Raw genomic sequence first — 14,344 nt, forward strand, 5'->3', positions numbered from 1 at the left:
CCTATCTTTTTTATGAAGGGTCAACCCGTCTGAAGCTGACTCCGGTTTTTTCCTGAAGCACTTGGCATAAAGCGGCAAGCGAATCCTGTACCGGGTAGTTCGCGGCGACAAAAGCACGGCGCGCCTGTTCCGCTTTTTGATATTCTGCGGGGCTTTCGCATATCCGGATTAATTCCTGAGCGAGTGCCTGCGGGTCCTCAAAAACAAATTCTCCAAGTGAATGATAATAAGGGTATCGGCGGGTTCCCGCTGATTTTCCGATCAGCACGGGCTTTTGAAACAGCATCGCTTCAAGACCGACCGTTGATGTCTGTGTCACCGCAGCGTCAACAAACGGGAGAATATCATACAGCTCCATCTCTTTTTTGATGATTTTGCCTGCTTTATATTTCCGCAGCACCTGATTATAAGCATCCAGCTTGTTTTTGCCGATTTCCCACGGATGCGGTTTAATAATGAGCTGCATGTTCTTTTGGCCGGCAAGCTCTTCAAGCACTCCCGTATAAAATTCATCAGAAAACGGCTGCGTGGCGATCAGCACCGTCCGCTGTGACGGGAGAAAAGAAAGTTTGCGGTAAAACGTGTCCCGATCTATCGGCTCTCTTGAGAAAATCTCGTCGAAACGGGGATGCCCCGTGATGATGATTTGTTCCTCCCTGCAGCCTTTTGCTTTATACCACTCCGCTTCATAAGCCCCGAATACAGCCTGATAGTCCGTAAATACGGGCAGAAACGCTTCATCTCCCATGAGCGCCCCGTGCTGAAGACAGATGCTGACGGCGTTTTTTTTCGCGGACATCAGCGCCAGCACACGGCTGTAAATATCCTCCGTCGTGCCGACTACAACGGCGGAAATCTTCTCGGCCGTAAACAAAATATCAACGGCGTCAATCGCTTCAATAAATAACGGGATGTCTTTATACAGTCGTTCCTGAAATTCTCTGTTTCCGAAAGCGGGATGGCTGTGAAGCTCTTTCAAAATGGAATGGGCTTTTTCAATATAAGGGACGGGGTTCCCTTTTTGCCCCATTCCCGTCAGCTCCAATTTGCAGATAACGGGCAGCCCATGATGGTCAGGCAGACTCCATCTGGCCAGTACCGCTGTTTTTGCCGGATCAAACTGCCGGTAATTTCCCTCGGTGAACCGAAGATGATCGAAATGCAGAATGACTTTTCCGTTTACCGGTTTCTCATCTGTTTTCTTAATGTTTTGCCTTTTTTGATCATAATAAGGCTGAATACCGGCTTCAGGAATATGCTGATCCGCCGGACCGAAAAGCTCCGGGTTCTGCTCCATGCTCTCCCGAAGCGCCGGACTGATATATTGATAAAAATTACTGATCAATGCGAGCGGGATGTCTTTGTAGCGAAGTGACTGAAAAAGGTCAATATACTGCCGGTACAGCACCCAATAGTTCGCTAAGTATGCCGACAAGCCCTCACCCCTTTCCAAGCTTTTTTAATGATTCCCTCAGCTCCCGGCACGTGGTCTGCTGCGGAAGGCTGTTCACAAACTCGTTTTTCTCCGCCGCGAAAAGCTGATAATGGATGGATTGATCGGTAATATAATTGATATCAAGCTCCTCAGAAATCGGGTAAAACGGATAAAAATGATTCACTCTCCAGAAAAAACGGGCGTCACCGATACGGTAAAACGCGGGGCTTTCATCCCAATAGGAACCGAATGCCGATTTGACCTGTTCCAGCACGGAAAACCGGTGCATGACCGAACAATGGTCAATGGCGCACGGCGCGTTCCACACGATCCGTTCGGCGGGCCTGGCCGTCTCCTTCACCGTCTCTTTCCGCTGATTCAGATGATAGGTTTTGGAACTTGAATACACGACGGCTTTTTCCGGGTCTTCATCAAGCTCTTTCACCATTTTCTCAAGCCGTTCCGGCACATACGTGTTGTCGTCGGTCGCATACGTCACGTACTCGCCCTCCGCCATTTCTATTGCCTGATTAATCAAGGCGGCGTAGCGTGTTTTTTCCGTTCTTTCTTTGACGCCCGATACATCGCTTTGATAAAACCGGACGCGGTCATCCGTGAGAAAAGGACGTATTTCCGCCAATGTCTCTTCATTTGAGTTGTCATCCATAATGAACAGCTCAAAGTCCGTAAACGTCTGAGACAGAATACTTTTAATAGAGCGGGCCACATAGTCACTTTTGTTATAGCTCGTCATGATCACTGACACTTTAGGCAACTCGTCACCCCCTTTTCGCACCTGAAACTACCGCTATCATATGTTCCTTATGCGGAAGATGCGCTAGGAATACAGACTATTATGTGAAAAGTCAGCATTGCGCGCACAAAAAAAGCCGGCTCTGATATCCGGAAACATTGGATCGTATTTTCTTTTTTCGCATAAATCTTTCTTTGGGCTCATATGGTGGAATAGATAAAAACAGCAGCCGCTCTGTCGGCTGTCTGATACTTGTCAGGAGGTTTCAGCATCAAGAGGTTTTCATCAAAGGAGGAACAATATGAAACCGAAAAAGAATCAATATCAGCAAATGCAGGGGATGGGGATGGGAATGGATATGCAGGGATTCCAGCCGCAGCTCGGGCCTAATCCTTATCCGCAGCCTCAGGGCCAAGGATCACAAATGATGCCGATGCAGCAGCAAATGACAATGCCGATGCAGCAAGGCCAGCAGGGCTTCGGCGGGGGGTTCCCCGGCCAGCCGCAGCAGCAGGGCGGCGGCAGCTTTCAAATCCCGTCAGGTCCATCATCGTCACAAAACGTTCCCGGCATGCTGCCGATTGAAGAGTCATACATTGAAAATATTCTGCGGTTGAACCGGGGCAAAACGGCGACGATTTATATGACATTTGAAAACAGCAAAGAATGGAATTCAAAGATTTTCCGCGGTGTGATTGAGGCGGCGGGACGTGACCATATCATCATCAGCGATCCGAAAACGGGCACCCGCTATCTGCTTCTGACCATTTACCTTGATTACATCACATTTGATGAGGAAATCGCTTATACTTATCCGTACTCCATGTCTTCATATTCTCCGAGATAAATCAAAAAGCCAATCGCTCACTTGACAGAGGATTGGCTTTTTTTCTTTATAAATATTTGACGGCCGCGACGATAATCATAATCCAAGAGATGATAAACGCCACGCCGCCGAGCGGTGTAATCGCGCCGAGAATGGAAATCTGCGTCACGCTCAATACGTACAGGCTTCCTGAAAACAGAACGATGCCCGCAAACATCAGCCAGCCCGCAACAGAAACACTGCCTGCGCCAGAGAGCTTTTCAGCCAAAAACGCGACAGCCAGAAGACCGAGCGCGTGATACATATGATATTGCACGCCTGTGTGCCACACCTGCAAATATTTATCGGGGATTTTCCCTTCAAGCCCATGCGCGCCGAAAGCGCCCAGCGCCACGGCCAATAAAGCGTTAATCGCACCAAGAATAATAAACACTTTCATCTATTTTTCTCCCGCCTTTTCGTTAAAGTTTCCAATTCAATCATAACCCAACATCGGCAAAATTCAACGTCCGTCATCCGATGACACGAGATTGTCGGATTTTTTCTTTTTGATAAGCTGGATTCGGTCAATCGCTATCGCCAGCAGCGTCCCGAGCACAAGGCCGTTGCTTAAGAGCGAAATCAGGATCGGATGCATCCCTGATAACGCGCTCTCCGGCACAAACATTACGCCGACCCCCGTGAGGAGCGCCAGACCGATAATGGAACGGATTCGTTTTTGCTCCGCTTTCTCATAAGAGTCAAACTCCGTAAAGGCAAGACCCGCCATCGTGGAGAAAACGACGAAGTTTACCGCAAAGCCGACCGGTGAGGGCAGACTCGCAAACGCATTCATAAATAGCGGGATCATACTGATGATCATGACAAATACACTTCCCAAAAGAAACGGCTTTTTTGAAGGAAGCTTCGTCGTCTCAATAAAACCGGCCGCCCCTGAAATCGGCACAGGCGCAATGCCCCCTGACAGCCCGCTCAAAAGGTGGCTGATCGAAGCCGCAAACCCTGCCGGACGCTCACGCCGTTTCCCAACGGTGCCGCCGAATTTTTTCACCGCCGCTTCTACAACCCGGATGCTCGCGAGCATGTTGACAATCAAAAGTACGGTAATGAAGAGTGACGTAATGATCAGGCCGCTGTCAAACACGGGTTTTCCAAACGGAAAAAGAACCGGCAGCTGAATCACGCGATCCGGTATTTGAATCGGTTTGGCAGCGCCGAAGACGGCGAATAAGATCCATCCACCGGCAAGCGAAAGGAGAATCGCATACTGTCTTAAGAACGTAACATTCGATCGGGACATGATGAACATCGCCGCCGTCACAACCATGGCGAGCCCGAATACAAGGCCGTCGACGCTGTTTTTTAAATAGCCGATGCCCAAAAGGCCTTTCACAATCGGCTGACTCAGCTGCATGACCAACAGCAGCAGATACACACCGGTCACAACCGGCGTAAACAGCACGGCCAGCCGTTCAATCACTTTAAAAAGGCTGAACAAAAAGAAAAAGACAGCGCTTAATAACAGCGCCCCCTGCAGCGCCCGCAGCGTCTCGCCGAATGTCGCAAACACCGTGCCCGTCAGTCCGCCGTAAATCGTGTATACGCCCCACCATAAGCCTGCCGGGCTTTCATTAATCGGCAGACGATGTCCCTGGAGACATTGGATGACCGCAGCGACGCCAAGCACAAAAAATGTGCTCTGAATCAATGCGGCAGAATCGGCATGGTTCAAGTGAAATGATTGTGCGATGGCGACAGGAACTACAATCGCAGCCGCAATCATAAATGCCGTCCATTGCAAACCCCCGAGTATCAGTTTCAAGTCAATCAACCTCTCCTGTTAAAAATCGAAAATGGAATCCCCGTTTCCGTCTTCCTCACGTTCGTCTTTCGCTTTTTTCTGATATTGGTTCAGCCCGGCGCTGCCCATCATTTTTTCAAGCAGCAGCGGGTCTGTCGAAGGAGACGCGGAAGGTTTCGGCGCCGCTTTCGGAATCGGATTCTGCACAGGCGCCGGAGCGGTGTGCGTCTGAGTGCCGAGCACGACATCACACAGAGAGCGGATGGCGGCCGCGTGCATTTTGACCTCCTCGGTGCGGGTCGCCGTTTTCGCCTGCCTCAGTTCTTCTTCCATCTTCTGAATTAAAGCAGAGATATGTATGTTCATGAGTAAATCCTCCAGCAGTAATTTGTCTTCTTCCTGCATTTTATCAAATTTCTGAGCGGATCGCAGAATTGAGTTTGTTATTTTTTCTGACGGCATACCGCCCGGAACATCAAAAAAGACGCTTCCGCCGGGCGGAAGCGCCTCAAAAAACCGTTTATTGCGGCAGGTCGGGGATGCACCAATCGATCGGCTGCTCCCCCATTTTTTCAAGGGCGGCGTTTGTACGGGAAAACGGTCTGCTCCCGAAAAAACCGTTCCTTGCCGAAAACGGGCTCGGATGAGTCGATTCAATAATAATGTGTTTCGAGGTGTCAATGCGCTCTTTTTTCATCTGCGCGTGACGCCCCCACAGGATAAAGACAATCGGCTTCTCTCTTTCATTCACCACATCAATGATGCGGTCAGTGAGCCGCTCCCACCCCTTGCCTTTGTGGGAATTGGCCTGACCGCGGCGAACCGTAAGCACTGTGTTTAACAAAAGCACTCCCTGCTTCGCCCAGCTGACGAGCGATCCGTGGTTCGGTACGGAGCAGCCGATATCGTCCTGAAGCTCTATGAAAATATTTTTCAAAGACGGCGGCTGTCTGACCCCGGGCTGAACGGAAAAACTAAGCCCGTGCGCCTGTCCTGGGCCATGATACGGGTCCTGTCCGAGAATGACCGCTTTTACATCCTCATAGGGCGTATAATGCAAGGCGTTAAAAATATCATGGCTGTCAGGATAAATCGTTTGGCTGCTGTATTCTTGTTTCAGCATCTCTCTCAGCTCTTGATAATACGGTTTGTCAAATTCATCTTTCAGCTGATTCCACCAGCTGTCTTTTAAAAGCTGTTTCAAACTGTCCGTCCCCCTTATGAACTGTGCAGTCTTGAATGGACGGGCTTTCCGTCCCACACAATGTCAGTCGGCGCCTCCCGCCTCTTCATGTCCGGCTCTTCTAGAAGAACCGCGAAGTTTTTCGTCGGGAGCTCCCCAAGCCCGTGCTTTTCGCTTAACCGGTCTAAGTACCGCTTCCGTTTGCCGCCGAGATCCGCGGACTGATTGCCGCCTCCCTCAAAAAACGCATATATGACGCTCGCGCAAGGAACACGCTTCACACGGTGCTGTTTCGCGGCGCGCAAATAAAAGTCCCAGTCCCAATAATTATGGACATCCGGATCAAAATACCCTAACGTGTCATGCAGAGAACGTCTGTACATGCTGCCTGACGGAACGTACGTGGAAAATACCCGCATATCCGCATAATCCGCCGTATAGGCGAACGGCTTTCGTGACACCGGGTATCTCGTGCCGCCCCGTTCTTCAAATGACACAATTTCCGCGTCAGAATGGACAAAATCCGCATCAGCAAGTGCAGCCGTCATTCTTTCCAAATGGCCCGGCGTAATGAAATCATCATCATCGCACAGCATGATATAATCACCCGACGCTTTTTTCACACCTGCGTTCCGCGCTTCCACATGTCCGGCATTCTGTTCTAAATCAATAATCTGAATCGGCAGATCGCTGTACAGCTGCTTCGCGTGTTCGACCGATTCCCCGGCATCATTTACGATGATCACTTCATAAGGCTTAATGGTCTGCCTGGAAATCGACTCCAGCAGCTCACACAAAGCCGGAATCCGATTATACGTGACTATGACAATTGATATATTCATGACCCGCTCCTTCTGCTTTTTCTCATGTTCTATTAAAACATAAAGCGGCGGAGAGATCAGGGGGGATTTTTGATTTCGGCCCATTCAGAAACAAATCCACGTCATCCCCGCCAGCAAAACCAGAATGATCAGAAGGTCTCCCCAAACAGTGCATACCGCCTTGGCATTAAATCTGCCCGCCTCCATGGCATTCCACAGTTTTGATTGATAAACAGGCACCAACACCATCGCATAGCATGTGCACAAGCAGACAAAAGCCGGCGGGACAAGCGCACATCCATCCTCATGCCAATCATGAATCAGTTCCGGTATACTCACCCCGCTGTCAATGTACAAGTATAATATACCCGCCAGCGGAATGAGCGAGCTGATCTGCAGCTCGAAAAGTTTCACCTTCCACTCACGCGCAAACGAAACAGCCCAAATCCATCCCAGCGCATAAAACAATAGAAGAAGCAAAATACTGAAAACAACAAAAATAGCGTCTTGCATCCCGTTCAGAACCATAATAAAAAGACTCACAACGGGCAAGGCAAGAACCAAGCCGCAGACGGTAAATACGGTAACGGCTATTTGGGCGCACGCGCCGTACATCCACGAACCTAATCTCATATAAACACTCCTATATAGATTCTCTATGTATATAGTAAAAAAGATCAGGCAAGTCTCTGCCTGCCTGCGTAAAAACCCATTTTGCCGCAAAACGGAAAACATACCGTCACAACGGCGCATACTGCCGCAAAACTCGGTGTCACCGCCGAAGGAAACAGCCCAGCCGGAACCAGATTGAACAAAAAGACAAACATAAAACATAGATTCGGCACCATTGAAGCCCATACCGTCCGCTCAGCAAGCTTTTTGCCGCCAGCCCCGAACTCTTTGCCAGCTTGATAGCCGATTTGGAACCAATACAGCACATAACCGATCATAATCAGCCATACTGACACGGAAATCCCTTTCCACAGCGCGTCAACTGCGGGATGAATCCTCCACGCGTGCATCATCGTAATCATCGCCCCCATCACAAAAAGAGCGCAGTTGCAGAACAGATAAAAGAGCATAAAAGTCCGCGCGGGCACCGCCGAAGCTTTTTGAAAAGCAGAGATAATTTCAGACGGAGTCCCCACTTCCCGCAGAATAAGCTCCATCGCTTCGCTTTCGGTTTTGCCTTTTTCCAGATGAACACAAATGGCATGATGAATATGGCTTTCGATTTCCTTTAATAATTCACGGCTTCCGGCCTTGCCTTCCAGCCCTTTTCTGATTTCGTGCACATAAAGGTCTTTATCCATTCTGCCCGCCCCGCTTCAGCATCCGGTCCATCAGAGCGGAGAACAGATTCCATTCCTTCGTCCGTTCGGCTAGAATGTTTTTTCCTTCATCGGTGATCCGGTAATATTTTCGGTCGGGCCCTTTGGTCTGCTTTTCCCAGTAAGAAGAAATATAGCTTTGGCGTTCAAGCTTATGAAGCGATGGGTACAGCGTGCCTTCCTTCATTTGCAGTTCATTCCCGCTTCTTTTCTCCATTTCTTTCACAAGTTCATACCCGTACATGGGCCGTTCATTCAGCAGCGTCAGCACCAGAATGACCGTGCTGCCCTTTACAAGCTCTCTGTTGAGCATTTATTTTCTCACCCTTACCTAGTATTCTTATGTAGGTATTGTACGCACATCCCCCGCGGCTGTCAAATCATTCCTCCAAGCCTTCCGTATTGTGATCGGGAGAAAATCTAACTATAATGAGATATAAAACACTGATGGAGGCCATTGATATGTCAATGCACAAAGCACTTACTATTGCCGGTTCTGATTCCAGCGGCGGCGCGGGAATCCAGGCCGATTTAAAAACATTTCAAGAAAAAAACGTATACGGAATGACGGCTTTGACCGTGATCGTAGCGATGGACCCGGAGAACAGCTGGGATCATCAAGTATTTCCGATTGATGCCGATACGATTCGCGCACAGCTGGCGACGATTGTTGACGGAATCGGCGTAGACGCCATGAAAACGGGAATGCTCCCTACCGTGGAGATCATCGAGCTTGCGGCGAAAACGATTAAAGAAAAACAGCTGAAGAATGTCGTTATCGATCCTGTCATGGTCTGCAAAGGAGCGAACGAAGTGCTGTATCCGGAGCATGCCGAAGCGCTTCGCACCCAATTGGCGCCGCTGGCAACCGTCATCACGCCAAACCTGTTTGAAGCAAGCCAGCTGAGCGGTATGGATGAATTAAAAACGGTGGAAGACATGAAAGAAGCGGCCAAGAAAATTCACGAACTCGGCGCGAAATATGTATTGATTACAGGCGGCGGCAAATTGAAACATGAAAAAGCGATCGACGTGCTGTATGACGGAGAAACCGCGGAAGTATTAGAAAGCGAAATGATTGATACACCTTACACGCACGGAGCCGGATGCACATTCTCCGCCGCCGTGACGGCAGAACTGGCCAAAGGCGCTGAAGTGAAGGAAGCCATCTATGCGGCAAAAGAATTTATCACTGCGGCAATCAAAGAATCCTTCCCGCTGAACCAATACATCGGACCGACTAAACATTCGGCGATGCGTCTTAGCGGAAAATAAAATAAATATCCCCCTCATGATCGAGGGGGATTATTTCATTTTTTTCGCGGATGACCGCAAAAACATCTCAATCGATTGCACAAACAGCGCGTATTCCTTCATCTGTTCATATGTATGCCTCAGCCGATCACTCCATTCATTGTGCGGCTCAGCCCTCTTGAGCATGCGATTCAGCTGAAGCAATACTTCTTTATATTCTTCCCGTTTATCTTCCACTTGCTCTGCGGCTTTGACAAGTAAACATTTCGGCGTCATCTTCTGATTTTTCAAAACTGAGAAAACAACTCCTTTTATTCCTGGAATCATAGGCTTTCGTTTGAAGAATAGCACAGATGGCATAGGTTTCACATAAGAAAAAAGAACGATTTTCTACAAAAGTGTCCAAATTGAGGCATTTATTTCCGTTTTTCCAACCGAAGTGACGGTTACGTCATCATTTCCCGGGAAAGGAAAATATCTGGCGCTGAATACCTCTTCTCCATCATTCAAAAATAATTCGATGGAGGATGCATCCAGAAAGAGCTGGACGGAATGCAGCTCGCTGATGGCGCAGCTTCTCTTTTCTTTTTCTTCTCCGCTGAAAGCGGTGCGCTCCAGCACAGCCAGCCCCTCTTCCTGATGAAATATAAACCGGGCCGCGCCCCGAATTGAGATTTCAAAACCGGATTCGCAAGTAATGTCTTCCAGCAGCACTTCAGCCCGGGACGCATCTTTCACCGGGAGGCTTACAGACGAGCAATTCAATTGAAGACGGCGCTTTTGTTCATCCGTGCGGCGCGATTTCATTTCCGGGAGCGGGCGCTGTATGATTCTGCCGTTGGACAGTGACAGCTGTCTCGGCATCGTTAAGCAGTGAATCCAGTGATACGCATGTGTCGGATGTTTGTCCTCATGCTGATCCGGAACGCCCATCCACGCGAACAGAATCCTCCGTCCCTTATCATCTTCCAGCGTCTGTGCCGCATAAAAATCAAATCCTCTGTCAAGCTCCGTAAATTCACCGTGCTTAAATTCTGGCGGCTCTGTATGCAGCCTGCCGAGGAAATAGCCCGCCTGGTGGCTGTTATGATATTTTATCCCGTCGGCTTCAAGCCCCTGCGGACATACGAGCAGCACGTCGGTTCCGTCAAGGGAAAACAGGTCGGGACATTCCCACATATAGCCGAATGACCCGAGACCGCCCGAGTCCGCCCCCGCAATCGAACCGAGAAACGTCCAATCCGTCAGGTTCTCTGATGTGAACAATACAGCGCTTCCGGTGAGCTTTTCTGTCTGCGCGCCGAGCACCATGTAATACGCTCCGTCTTTCTTCCAAACCTTCGGATCACGGAAATGAGCGGTATAGCCTTTTGGGAGACGCGCGACGATTCCTTTTTTTTCAAATACGATCCCGTCTTCGGATACGGCGAGGCATTGATACGTTTCCCGATTGCCTTCTCCGTCACGGACATTGCCTGTGTACATCAGGCAGAGCCGCCCGTCTTTTTCGATGGCGCTTCCGGAATAACACCCGTTTTTGTCATACCACTCACCCGGCGCAAGCGCGATTTCTTCCTCTTTCCACTCAACGAAATCCTTCGTCGTCACATGCGCCCAAAATTTCGCGCCGTGCCCCGTATGAAATGGCTGCCATTGAAAAAACAAGTGATATACGCCGTTCCATTGGATCACGCCGTTCGGATCATTTAAAAGCCCGACCGGCGGCATAACATGATAGTTCTGGCGGTATGGATCTGACGCGGCTGTTTCTTGCCGCTTCTTTTTCGCTTCCTCAGCCTGCAGGCGCAGCTCTTGATCCGGTGTCCTCATTTGACAGCCTCCTTTTCTTTAGCTCCCATAATGTAAGCGGCAATAAACGCCGAGACAGAGGCGATGCCCATTCCGATCAGATAGTTTATAAGATTTCCTAAACCGAGCGGAGCCGTGATGGCAATCATCGGAATTCCGGTCAGACCGTAAGCATTGGCGGCGACGCCGGTCACCACGACATAGGCCCCTCCCAGCGCTCCGCCGATCATTCCCGCGATAAACGGCTTCCGGTACCTTAGGTTCACACCGAAAATAACTGGTTCGGTTACGCCGAGAAAAGCGGAAAATGCGGCAGGCAGAGCGATTTCTTTCATTTTCGCTTTTTTCGTCAGGAAAAATACAGCCAGTCCCGCCGCGCCCTGAGCGACATTCGCCATCGACCAGATAGGAAGGATATAGTTTCTGCCCAAATCAGCGATGAGGCCGGCCTCAATCGCATGAAAGCTGTGATGCACACCGGTGAGCACAATAAGCGGATAAAGACCGCCGAAAAGCAGTCCGGCAACAATGCCCGCGTGATCATACACATATGTCAGCGAGACGGTAATGCCTGATCCGATCGCCCTGCCAAGCGGACCGATTGCGATAAAGGTAATAAATCCTGTGACGATCACCGTGACAAACGGCGTGACCAATAAGTCGAATGCGTGAGGCACCATTTTTCTCGTGCCCTTTTCCACTTTGCTCATAATGTAAACGGCTAACAGTACGGGGATGACCGTCCCTTGATAGCCGAGCAGCGCAATGTCGAAGCCGAAGAGCTGCATAAAATCAGGCGATGCATCCGCAAGCCCCCACGGATTCAAAAGCGCCGGATGGATCATAATCCCCCCGAGCACGGCACCGAGATAGGCATTGCCGCCAAATTCCTTCGCCGCACTGAACCCGATGAATACGGGCAGGAAGATAAACGCCGCGCTTGAAAACATGTCTAAAAGCTTAAACAGCGATGATTGTTCAGACACCCAGTGGAAAGCCTTCATCATACCGAGCAGCCCCATTAAAAGTCCGCTTGCCACGATAGCCGGAATGATGGGAACGAATATGTTAGACAGTGTTTTCGCAAATCTTGCGGCCGGATTCAGCTTTTTTTTCGCCGCGTCCTGATGTGTCTCACGATCCTCGCGCCCCAAATCGGCTTCTTTTGAAAAAGCGTCATACACTTTATTCACAAGGCCGGTACCGAATATAATCTGATATTGCCCCGAGCTGCTGAAAGCCCCTTTTACTCCTTCTGTCTCTTCAATATCGGCCTGGCTGATCTTCTGTTCATCTTGAATGACGAGCCTGAGCCGTGTGGCGCAATGTGTCGCGCTGATGATATTTGATTTCCCTCCGATATGTTTGATAAGCTGTTTTGCCGTTTCTTGATAATTCATGATGTATCCCCCTTTCTAAAATCAAAAAAGACCTAAAATTCGCCAACGAAAAAGGTCAGCATGATCCCTTTTTCATGTACGCAAATTTTAGGTCTTGCCTGCATTACCAGTCACAATCCCGCCGATTCAGTTTTTTAATGCGCTTTCATTTTATTTCATGATAGCGCTTTCGTCAATATGTTTTCAAAAAAAAGTCTGTTTCTCGAAACAGACGCGTTATTCCGGGTTTTTTTGCAGACGCTGGACATGCAGCGTAATATAGCCGGCCTCGGATTCCGGCAGTTCCAAATCATATTCATTTTTTAAAAACGCCGCCAGTTCAAGCGCACACCGATAAGCAAACGGATACTTTTTTTGGATGAAATAAAGCATCTCCTCGTCCATGGAATGGAGTGCTTCATTTGAGTCCAACCGGCTGACCGCATACCGCAAGTGCGTGACGAGGCGCTGATAGGAAATACTGTCTTCATCCACCTTCTGTTCGAAAAAGGATTCGATCTTTTCGATCATTTCTCTGATCATGGTTGTATGCTTCATCGCCGAATACATGCTTTTGGCATCCGCCTTGGCAGTGTGGATATGAAGCGCGATATACCCCGCCTCATCATCAGGCAATGATATACCGAGGGTTTGTTTCACGTGTTCAACCGCCCAGCGGCCGATTTCATATTCTTTTTTATAAAGCGCCTTAATTTCATGAAGCAATCGGTTGTGCACCTGAAGGCCGTTTTGAATCCTTTCGATCGCAAAGGATAAATGGTCCGCCAGCGCAATGTGGATGTGATCGTTCAAAGGCGCCGCAAGCTCTCCCTCCGCATGGCTGATGATATCTTCAGCCGCCTCTATATGCTCTTCGGGAAGCGTTTCTAACACTTGTTTGAACTTTTCATTTTCGTCGTGCACGACAAATATTTTTTCAATTTTATGTTTTTGAATCACATCATTTTTTCTCTTTTGAAAAGCGATTCCGGGACCCATTACGATCTTTTCCCGTCCGTCTTCTTTTATTAACGCCGCATTGTTATTTAATACTTTGTCTATTCTCAAGAGGTTCGCTCCCGTTCATATGTTTAGTGGGATTGTACCCTCTTTTTCATATGATGTAAAGGTGCCGGACCCGCGCGCTCCCGTTTCGGCAATTCTTTGCGGACAGGCATCCATCGGTTTTTATCCAGCCTGCCGCGGGCCGATTTCGTTTCATCGGTCAAATCCGCCGATCGGACTCGGCTCACAAACGAAAAAGCACCAGCCGTCCGCTTCGCTTTCTTATGATAAGCCGCTTGGTTTCCGTACACGGCGGCTAATGGATATCTTCCGTTACCCGGCGCCATCCAGTTCATCAGAAAGACCATCCACACCCGTAAAGATACTAGCAAACGTTTCATTGCAAATCATCCCTCCGCTTCTTTTTGACAGACAGCTTGTTCGCAGGCCTGTTTTTCTCTCCGCTTTAACGGAAAAGGCGGCCGATCCTTCTCCGCTAAAAACTAGCGGGTCTAGCAACCCTATGACTCTATGATAGACGCGGCAGGGCGAATTGTTTGTCACAATATGAGTGAAAAAACAAACTAGTTTTCAGAAGTTTTGTTGAAAGCTGATGGAAATGACCTGAAAAATGGAAAAGCCGATAAAAAAAGTTATACACACCTTATCCCTTGGTTAAGCACAGCTTAAACACAGGGTATATCCACATATCCACAAACTCGATCTATATTTTGTATAGGAACACT

Annotated in this window: 17 protein-coding genes; 2 read left to right on the forward strand and 15 right to left on the reverse strand. The window is 49.0% G+C overall.

From position 1 onward, the window contains the following. Window positions 1-10: 10 nt before the first annotated feature. Window positions 11-1,435, reverse strand: coding sequence for a capsular polysaccharide export protein, LipB/KpsS family (locus HAP68_RS17815; RefSeq protein ID WP_015387538.1), 1,425 nt, complete (start codon window positions 1,433-1,435; stop codon window positions 11-13). Between the two features lie 4 nt (window positions 1,436-1,439). Further along, entirely contained in the window at window positions 1,440-2,210 is a 771-nt protein-coding gene (locus HAP68_RS17820) for a glycosyltransferase family 2 protein (protein WP_024085938.1), read from the reverse strand. A gap of 280 nt (window positions 2,211-2,490) precedes the next feature. Here HAP68_RS17820 and gerQ point away from each other — a divergent pair, with 280 nt between their 5' ends. After that, window positions 2,491-3,036 carry a spore coat protein GerQ gene (gene gerQ / locus HAP68_RS17825; RefSeq protein ID WP_003150971.1) on the forward strand — a complete coding sequence of 182 codons (546 nt, stop codon included), beginning with the start codon at window positions 2,491-2,493 and terminating at the stop codon, window positions 3,034-3,036. Between the two features lie 46 nt (window positions 3,037-3,082). Here the strand turns inward: gerQ and HAP68_RS17830 are convergent, their stop codons facing one another. The 8 genes from HAP68_RS17830 to HAP68_RS17865 all read right to left on the reverse strand — a co-directional run bounded on the left by HAP68_RS17830 (window position 3,083) and on the right by HAP68_RS17865 (window position 8,464). After that, on the reverse strand, window positions 3,083-3,454 hold the full coding sequence (locus tag HAP68_RS17830) for a DUF423 domain-containing protein (protein ID WP_003150969.1): 372 nt from the start codon (window positions 3,452-3,454) through the stop codon (window positions 3,083-3,085). Between the two features lie 63 nt (window positions 3,455-3,517). Beyond that, window positions 3,518-4,837, reverse strand: a complete 1,320-nt coding sequence (locus tag HAP68_RS17835; protein WP_003150968.1) for a purine/pyrimidine permease — start codon at window positions 4,835-4,837, stop codon at window positions 3,518-3,520. Window positions 4,838-4,855: 18 nt separating this feature from the next. Continuing rightward, window positions 4,856-5,278, reverse strand: a complete 423-nt coding sequence (locus HAP68_RS17840) for a YwdI family protein (protein ID WP_003150966.1) — start codon at window positions 5,276-5,278, stop codon at window positions 4,856-4,858. Window positions 5,279-5,336: 58 nt separating this feature from the next. Continuing rightward, entirely contained in the window at window positions 5,337-6,020 is a 684-nt protein-coding gene (locus HAP68_RS17845; protein WP_012118732.1) for a uracil-DNA glycosylase, read from the reverse strand. 14 nt (window positions 6,021-6,034) lie between these two features. After that, window positions 6,035-6,841 (reverse strand): glycosyltransferase family 2 protein, encoded by an 807-nt coding sequence (locus tag HAP68_RS17850; protein ID WP_014306052.1) that lies wholly within the window; start codon window positions 6,839-6,841, stop codon window positions 6,035-6,037. Window positions 6,842-6,925: 84 nt separating this feature from the next. Then, window positions 6,926-7,453: a hypothetical protein gene (locus HAP68_RS17855; RefSeq protein ID WP_024085939.1), complete on the reverse strand. Its 528-nt coding sequence runs from the start codon at window positions 7,451-7,453 to the stop codon at window positions 6,926-6,928. Window positions 7,454-7,497: 44 nt separating this feature from the next. Further along, complete coding sequence (locus HAP68_RS17860) at window positions 7,498-8,133, reverse strand: permease prefix domain 1-containing protein (RefSeq protein ID WP_024085940.1); 636 nt, start codon at window positions 8,131-8,133, stop codon at window positions 7,498-7,500. Further along, the gene (locus HAP68_RS17865) at window positions 8,126-8,464 is read right to left on the reverse strand and encodes a PadR family transcriptional regulator (protein WP_003150960.1); all 339 of its coding nucleotides are present in this window, start codon (window positions 8,462-8,464) and stop codon (window positions 8,126-8,128) included. The genes HAP68_RS17860 and HAP68_RS17865 overlap by 8 nt, the downstream gene beginning before the upstream one ends. Window positions 8,465-8,613: 149 nt before the next feature. On the opposite strand from HAP68_RS17865, the gene HAP68_RS17870 reads away from it, so the two are divergent. Further along, on the forward strand, window positions 8,614-9,426 hold the full coding sequence (locus tag HAP68_RS17870) for a bifunctional hydroxymethylpyrimidine kinase/phosphomethylpyrimidine kinase (protein WP_003150959.1): 813 nt from the start codon (window positions 8,614-8,616) through the stop codon (window positions 9,424-9,426). Between the two features lie 30 nt (window positions 9,427-9,456). Here HAP68_RS17870 and HAP68_RS17875 read toward each other — a convergent pair whose 3' ends face one another. The 5 genes from HAP68_RS17875 to HAP68_RS17895 all read right to left on the reverse strand — a co-directional run bounded on the left by HAP68_RS17875 (window position 9,457) and on the right by HAP68_RS17895 (window position 13,999). Then, window positions 9,457-9,732: an LOG family protein gene (locus tag HAP68_RS17875; protein WP_046341456.1), complete on the reverse strand. Its 276-nt coding sequence runs from the start codon at window positions 9,730-9,732 to the stop codon at window positions 9,457-9,459. A gap of 63 nt (window positions 9,733-9,795) precedes the next feature. Then, entirely contained in the window at window positions 9,796-11,235 is a 1,440-nt protein-coding gene (locus tag HAP68_RS17880) for a sucrose-6-phosphate hydrolase (protein WP_024085941.1), read from the reverse strand. Next, window positions 11,232-12,614, reverse strand: a complete 1,383-nt coding sequence (locus HAP68_RS17885; protein ID WP_003150956.1) for a sucrose-specific PTS transporter subunit IIBC — start codon at window positions 12,612-12,614, stop codon at window positions 11,232-11,234. Before HAP68_RS17885 ends, HAP68_RS17880 begins: the two co-directional genes overlap by 4 nt. Window positions 12,615-12,830: 216 nt before the next feature. Then, on the reverse strand, window positions 12,831-13,661 hold the full coding sequence (locus tag HAP68_RS17890) for a PRD domain-containing protein (protein WP_024085942.1): 831 nt from the start codon (window positions 13,659-13,661) through the stop codon (window positions 12,831-12,833). Window positions 13,662-13,684: 23 nt separating this feature from the next. After that, window positions 13,685-13,999: a hypothetical protein gene (locus HAP68_RS17895; RefSeq protein ID WP_003150952.1), complete on the reverse strand. Its 315-nt coding sequence runs from the start codon at window positions 13,997-13,999 to the stop codon at window positions 13,685-13,687. Window positions 14,000-14,344 lie beyond the last annotated feature (345 nt).

The organism is Bacillus sp. Bvel1 (genome assembly GCF_014872755.1).
Lineage (GTDB): Bacteria > Bacillota > Bacilli > Bacillales > Bacillaceae > Bacillus > Bacillus velezensis.

What these genes read in the sequence shown, in the direction of transcription:
- gerQ (WP_003150971.1), top strand. Translation starts at nt 2,491, where the DNA reads ATGAAACCGAAAAAGAATCAATATCAGCAAATGCAGGGGATGGGGATG.
- HAP68_RS17830 (WP_003150969.1), bottom strand. Translation starts at nt 3,454, where the DNA reads ATGAAAGTGTTTATTATTCTTGGTGCGATTAACGCTTTATTGGCCGTG.
- HAP68_RS17840 (WP_003150966.1), bottom strand. Translation starts at nt 5,278, where the DNA reads ATGCCGTCAGAAAAAATAACAAACTCAATTCTGCGATCCGCTCAGAAA.
- HAP68_RS17850 (WP_014306052.1), bottom strand. Translation starts at nt 6,841, where the DNA reads ATGAATATATCAATTGTCATAGTCACGTATAATCGGATTCCGGCTTTG.
- HAP68_RS17855 (WP_024085939.1), bottom strand. Translation starts at nt 7,453, where the DNA reads ATGAGATTAGGTTCGTGGATGTACGGCGCGTGCGCCCAAATAGCCGTT.
- HAP68_RS17860 (WP_024085940.1), bottom strand. Translation starts at nt 8,133, where the DNA reads ATGGATAAAGACCTTTATGTGCACGAAATCAGAAAAGGGCTGGAAGGC.
- HAP68_RS17865 (WP_003150960.1), bottom strand. Translation starts at nt 8,464, where the DNA reads ATGCTCAACAGAGAGCTTGTAAAGGGCAGCACGGTCATTCTGGTGCTG.
- HAP68_RS17870 (WP_003150959.1), top strand. Translation starts at nt 8,614, where the DNA reads ATGTCAATGCACAAAGCACTTACTATTGCCGGTTCTGATTCCAGCGGC.
- HAP68_RS17875 (WP_046341456.1), bottom strand. Translation starts at nt 9,732, where the DNA reads ATGATTCCAGGAATAAAAGGAGTTGTTTTCTCAGTTTTGAAAAATCAG.
- HAP68_RS17880 (WP_024085941.1), bottom strand. Translation starts at nt 11,235, where the DNA reads ATGAGGACACCGGATCAAGAGCTGCGCCTGCAGGCTGAGGAAGCGAAA.
- HAP68_RS17885 (WP_003150956.1), bottom strand. Translation starts at nt 12,614, where the DNA reads ATGAATTATCAAGAAACGGCAAAACAGCTTATCAAACATATCGGAGGG.
- HAP68_RS17895 (WP_003150952.1), bottom strand. Translation starts at nt 13,999, where the DNA reads ATGAAACGTTTGCTAGTATCTTTACGGGTGTGGATGGTCTTTCTGATG.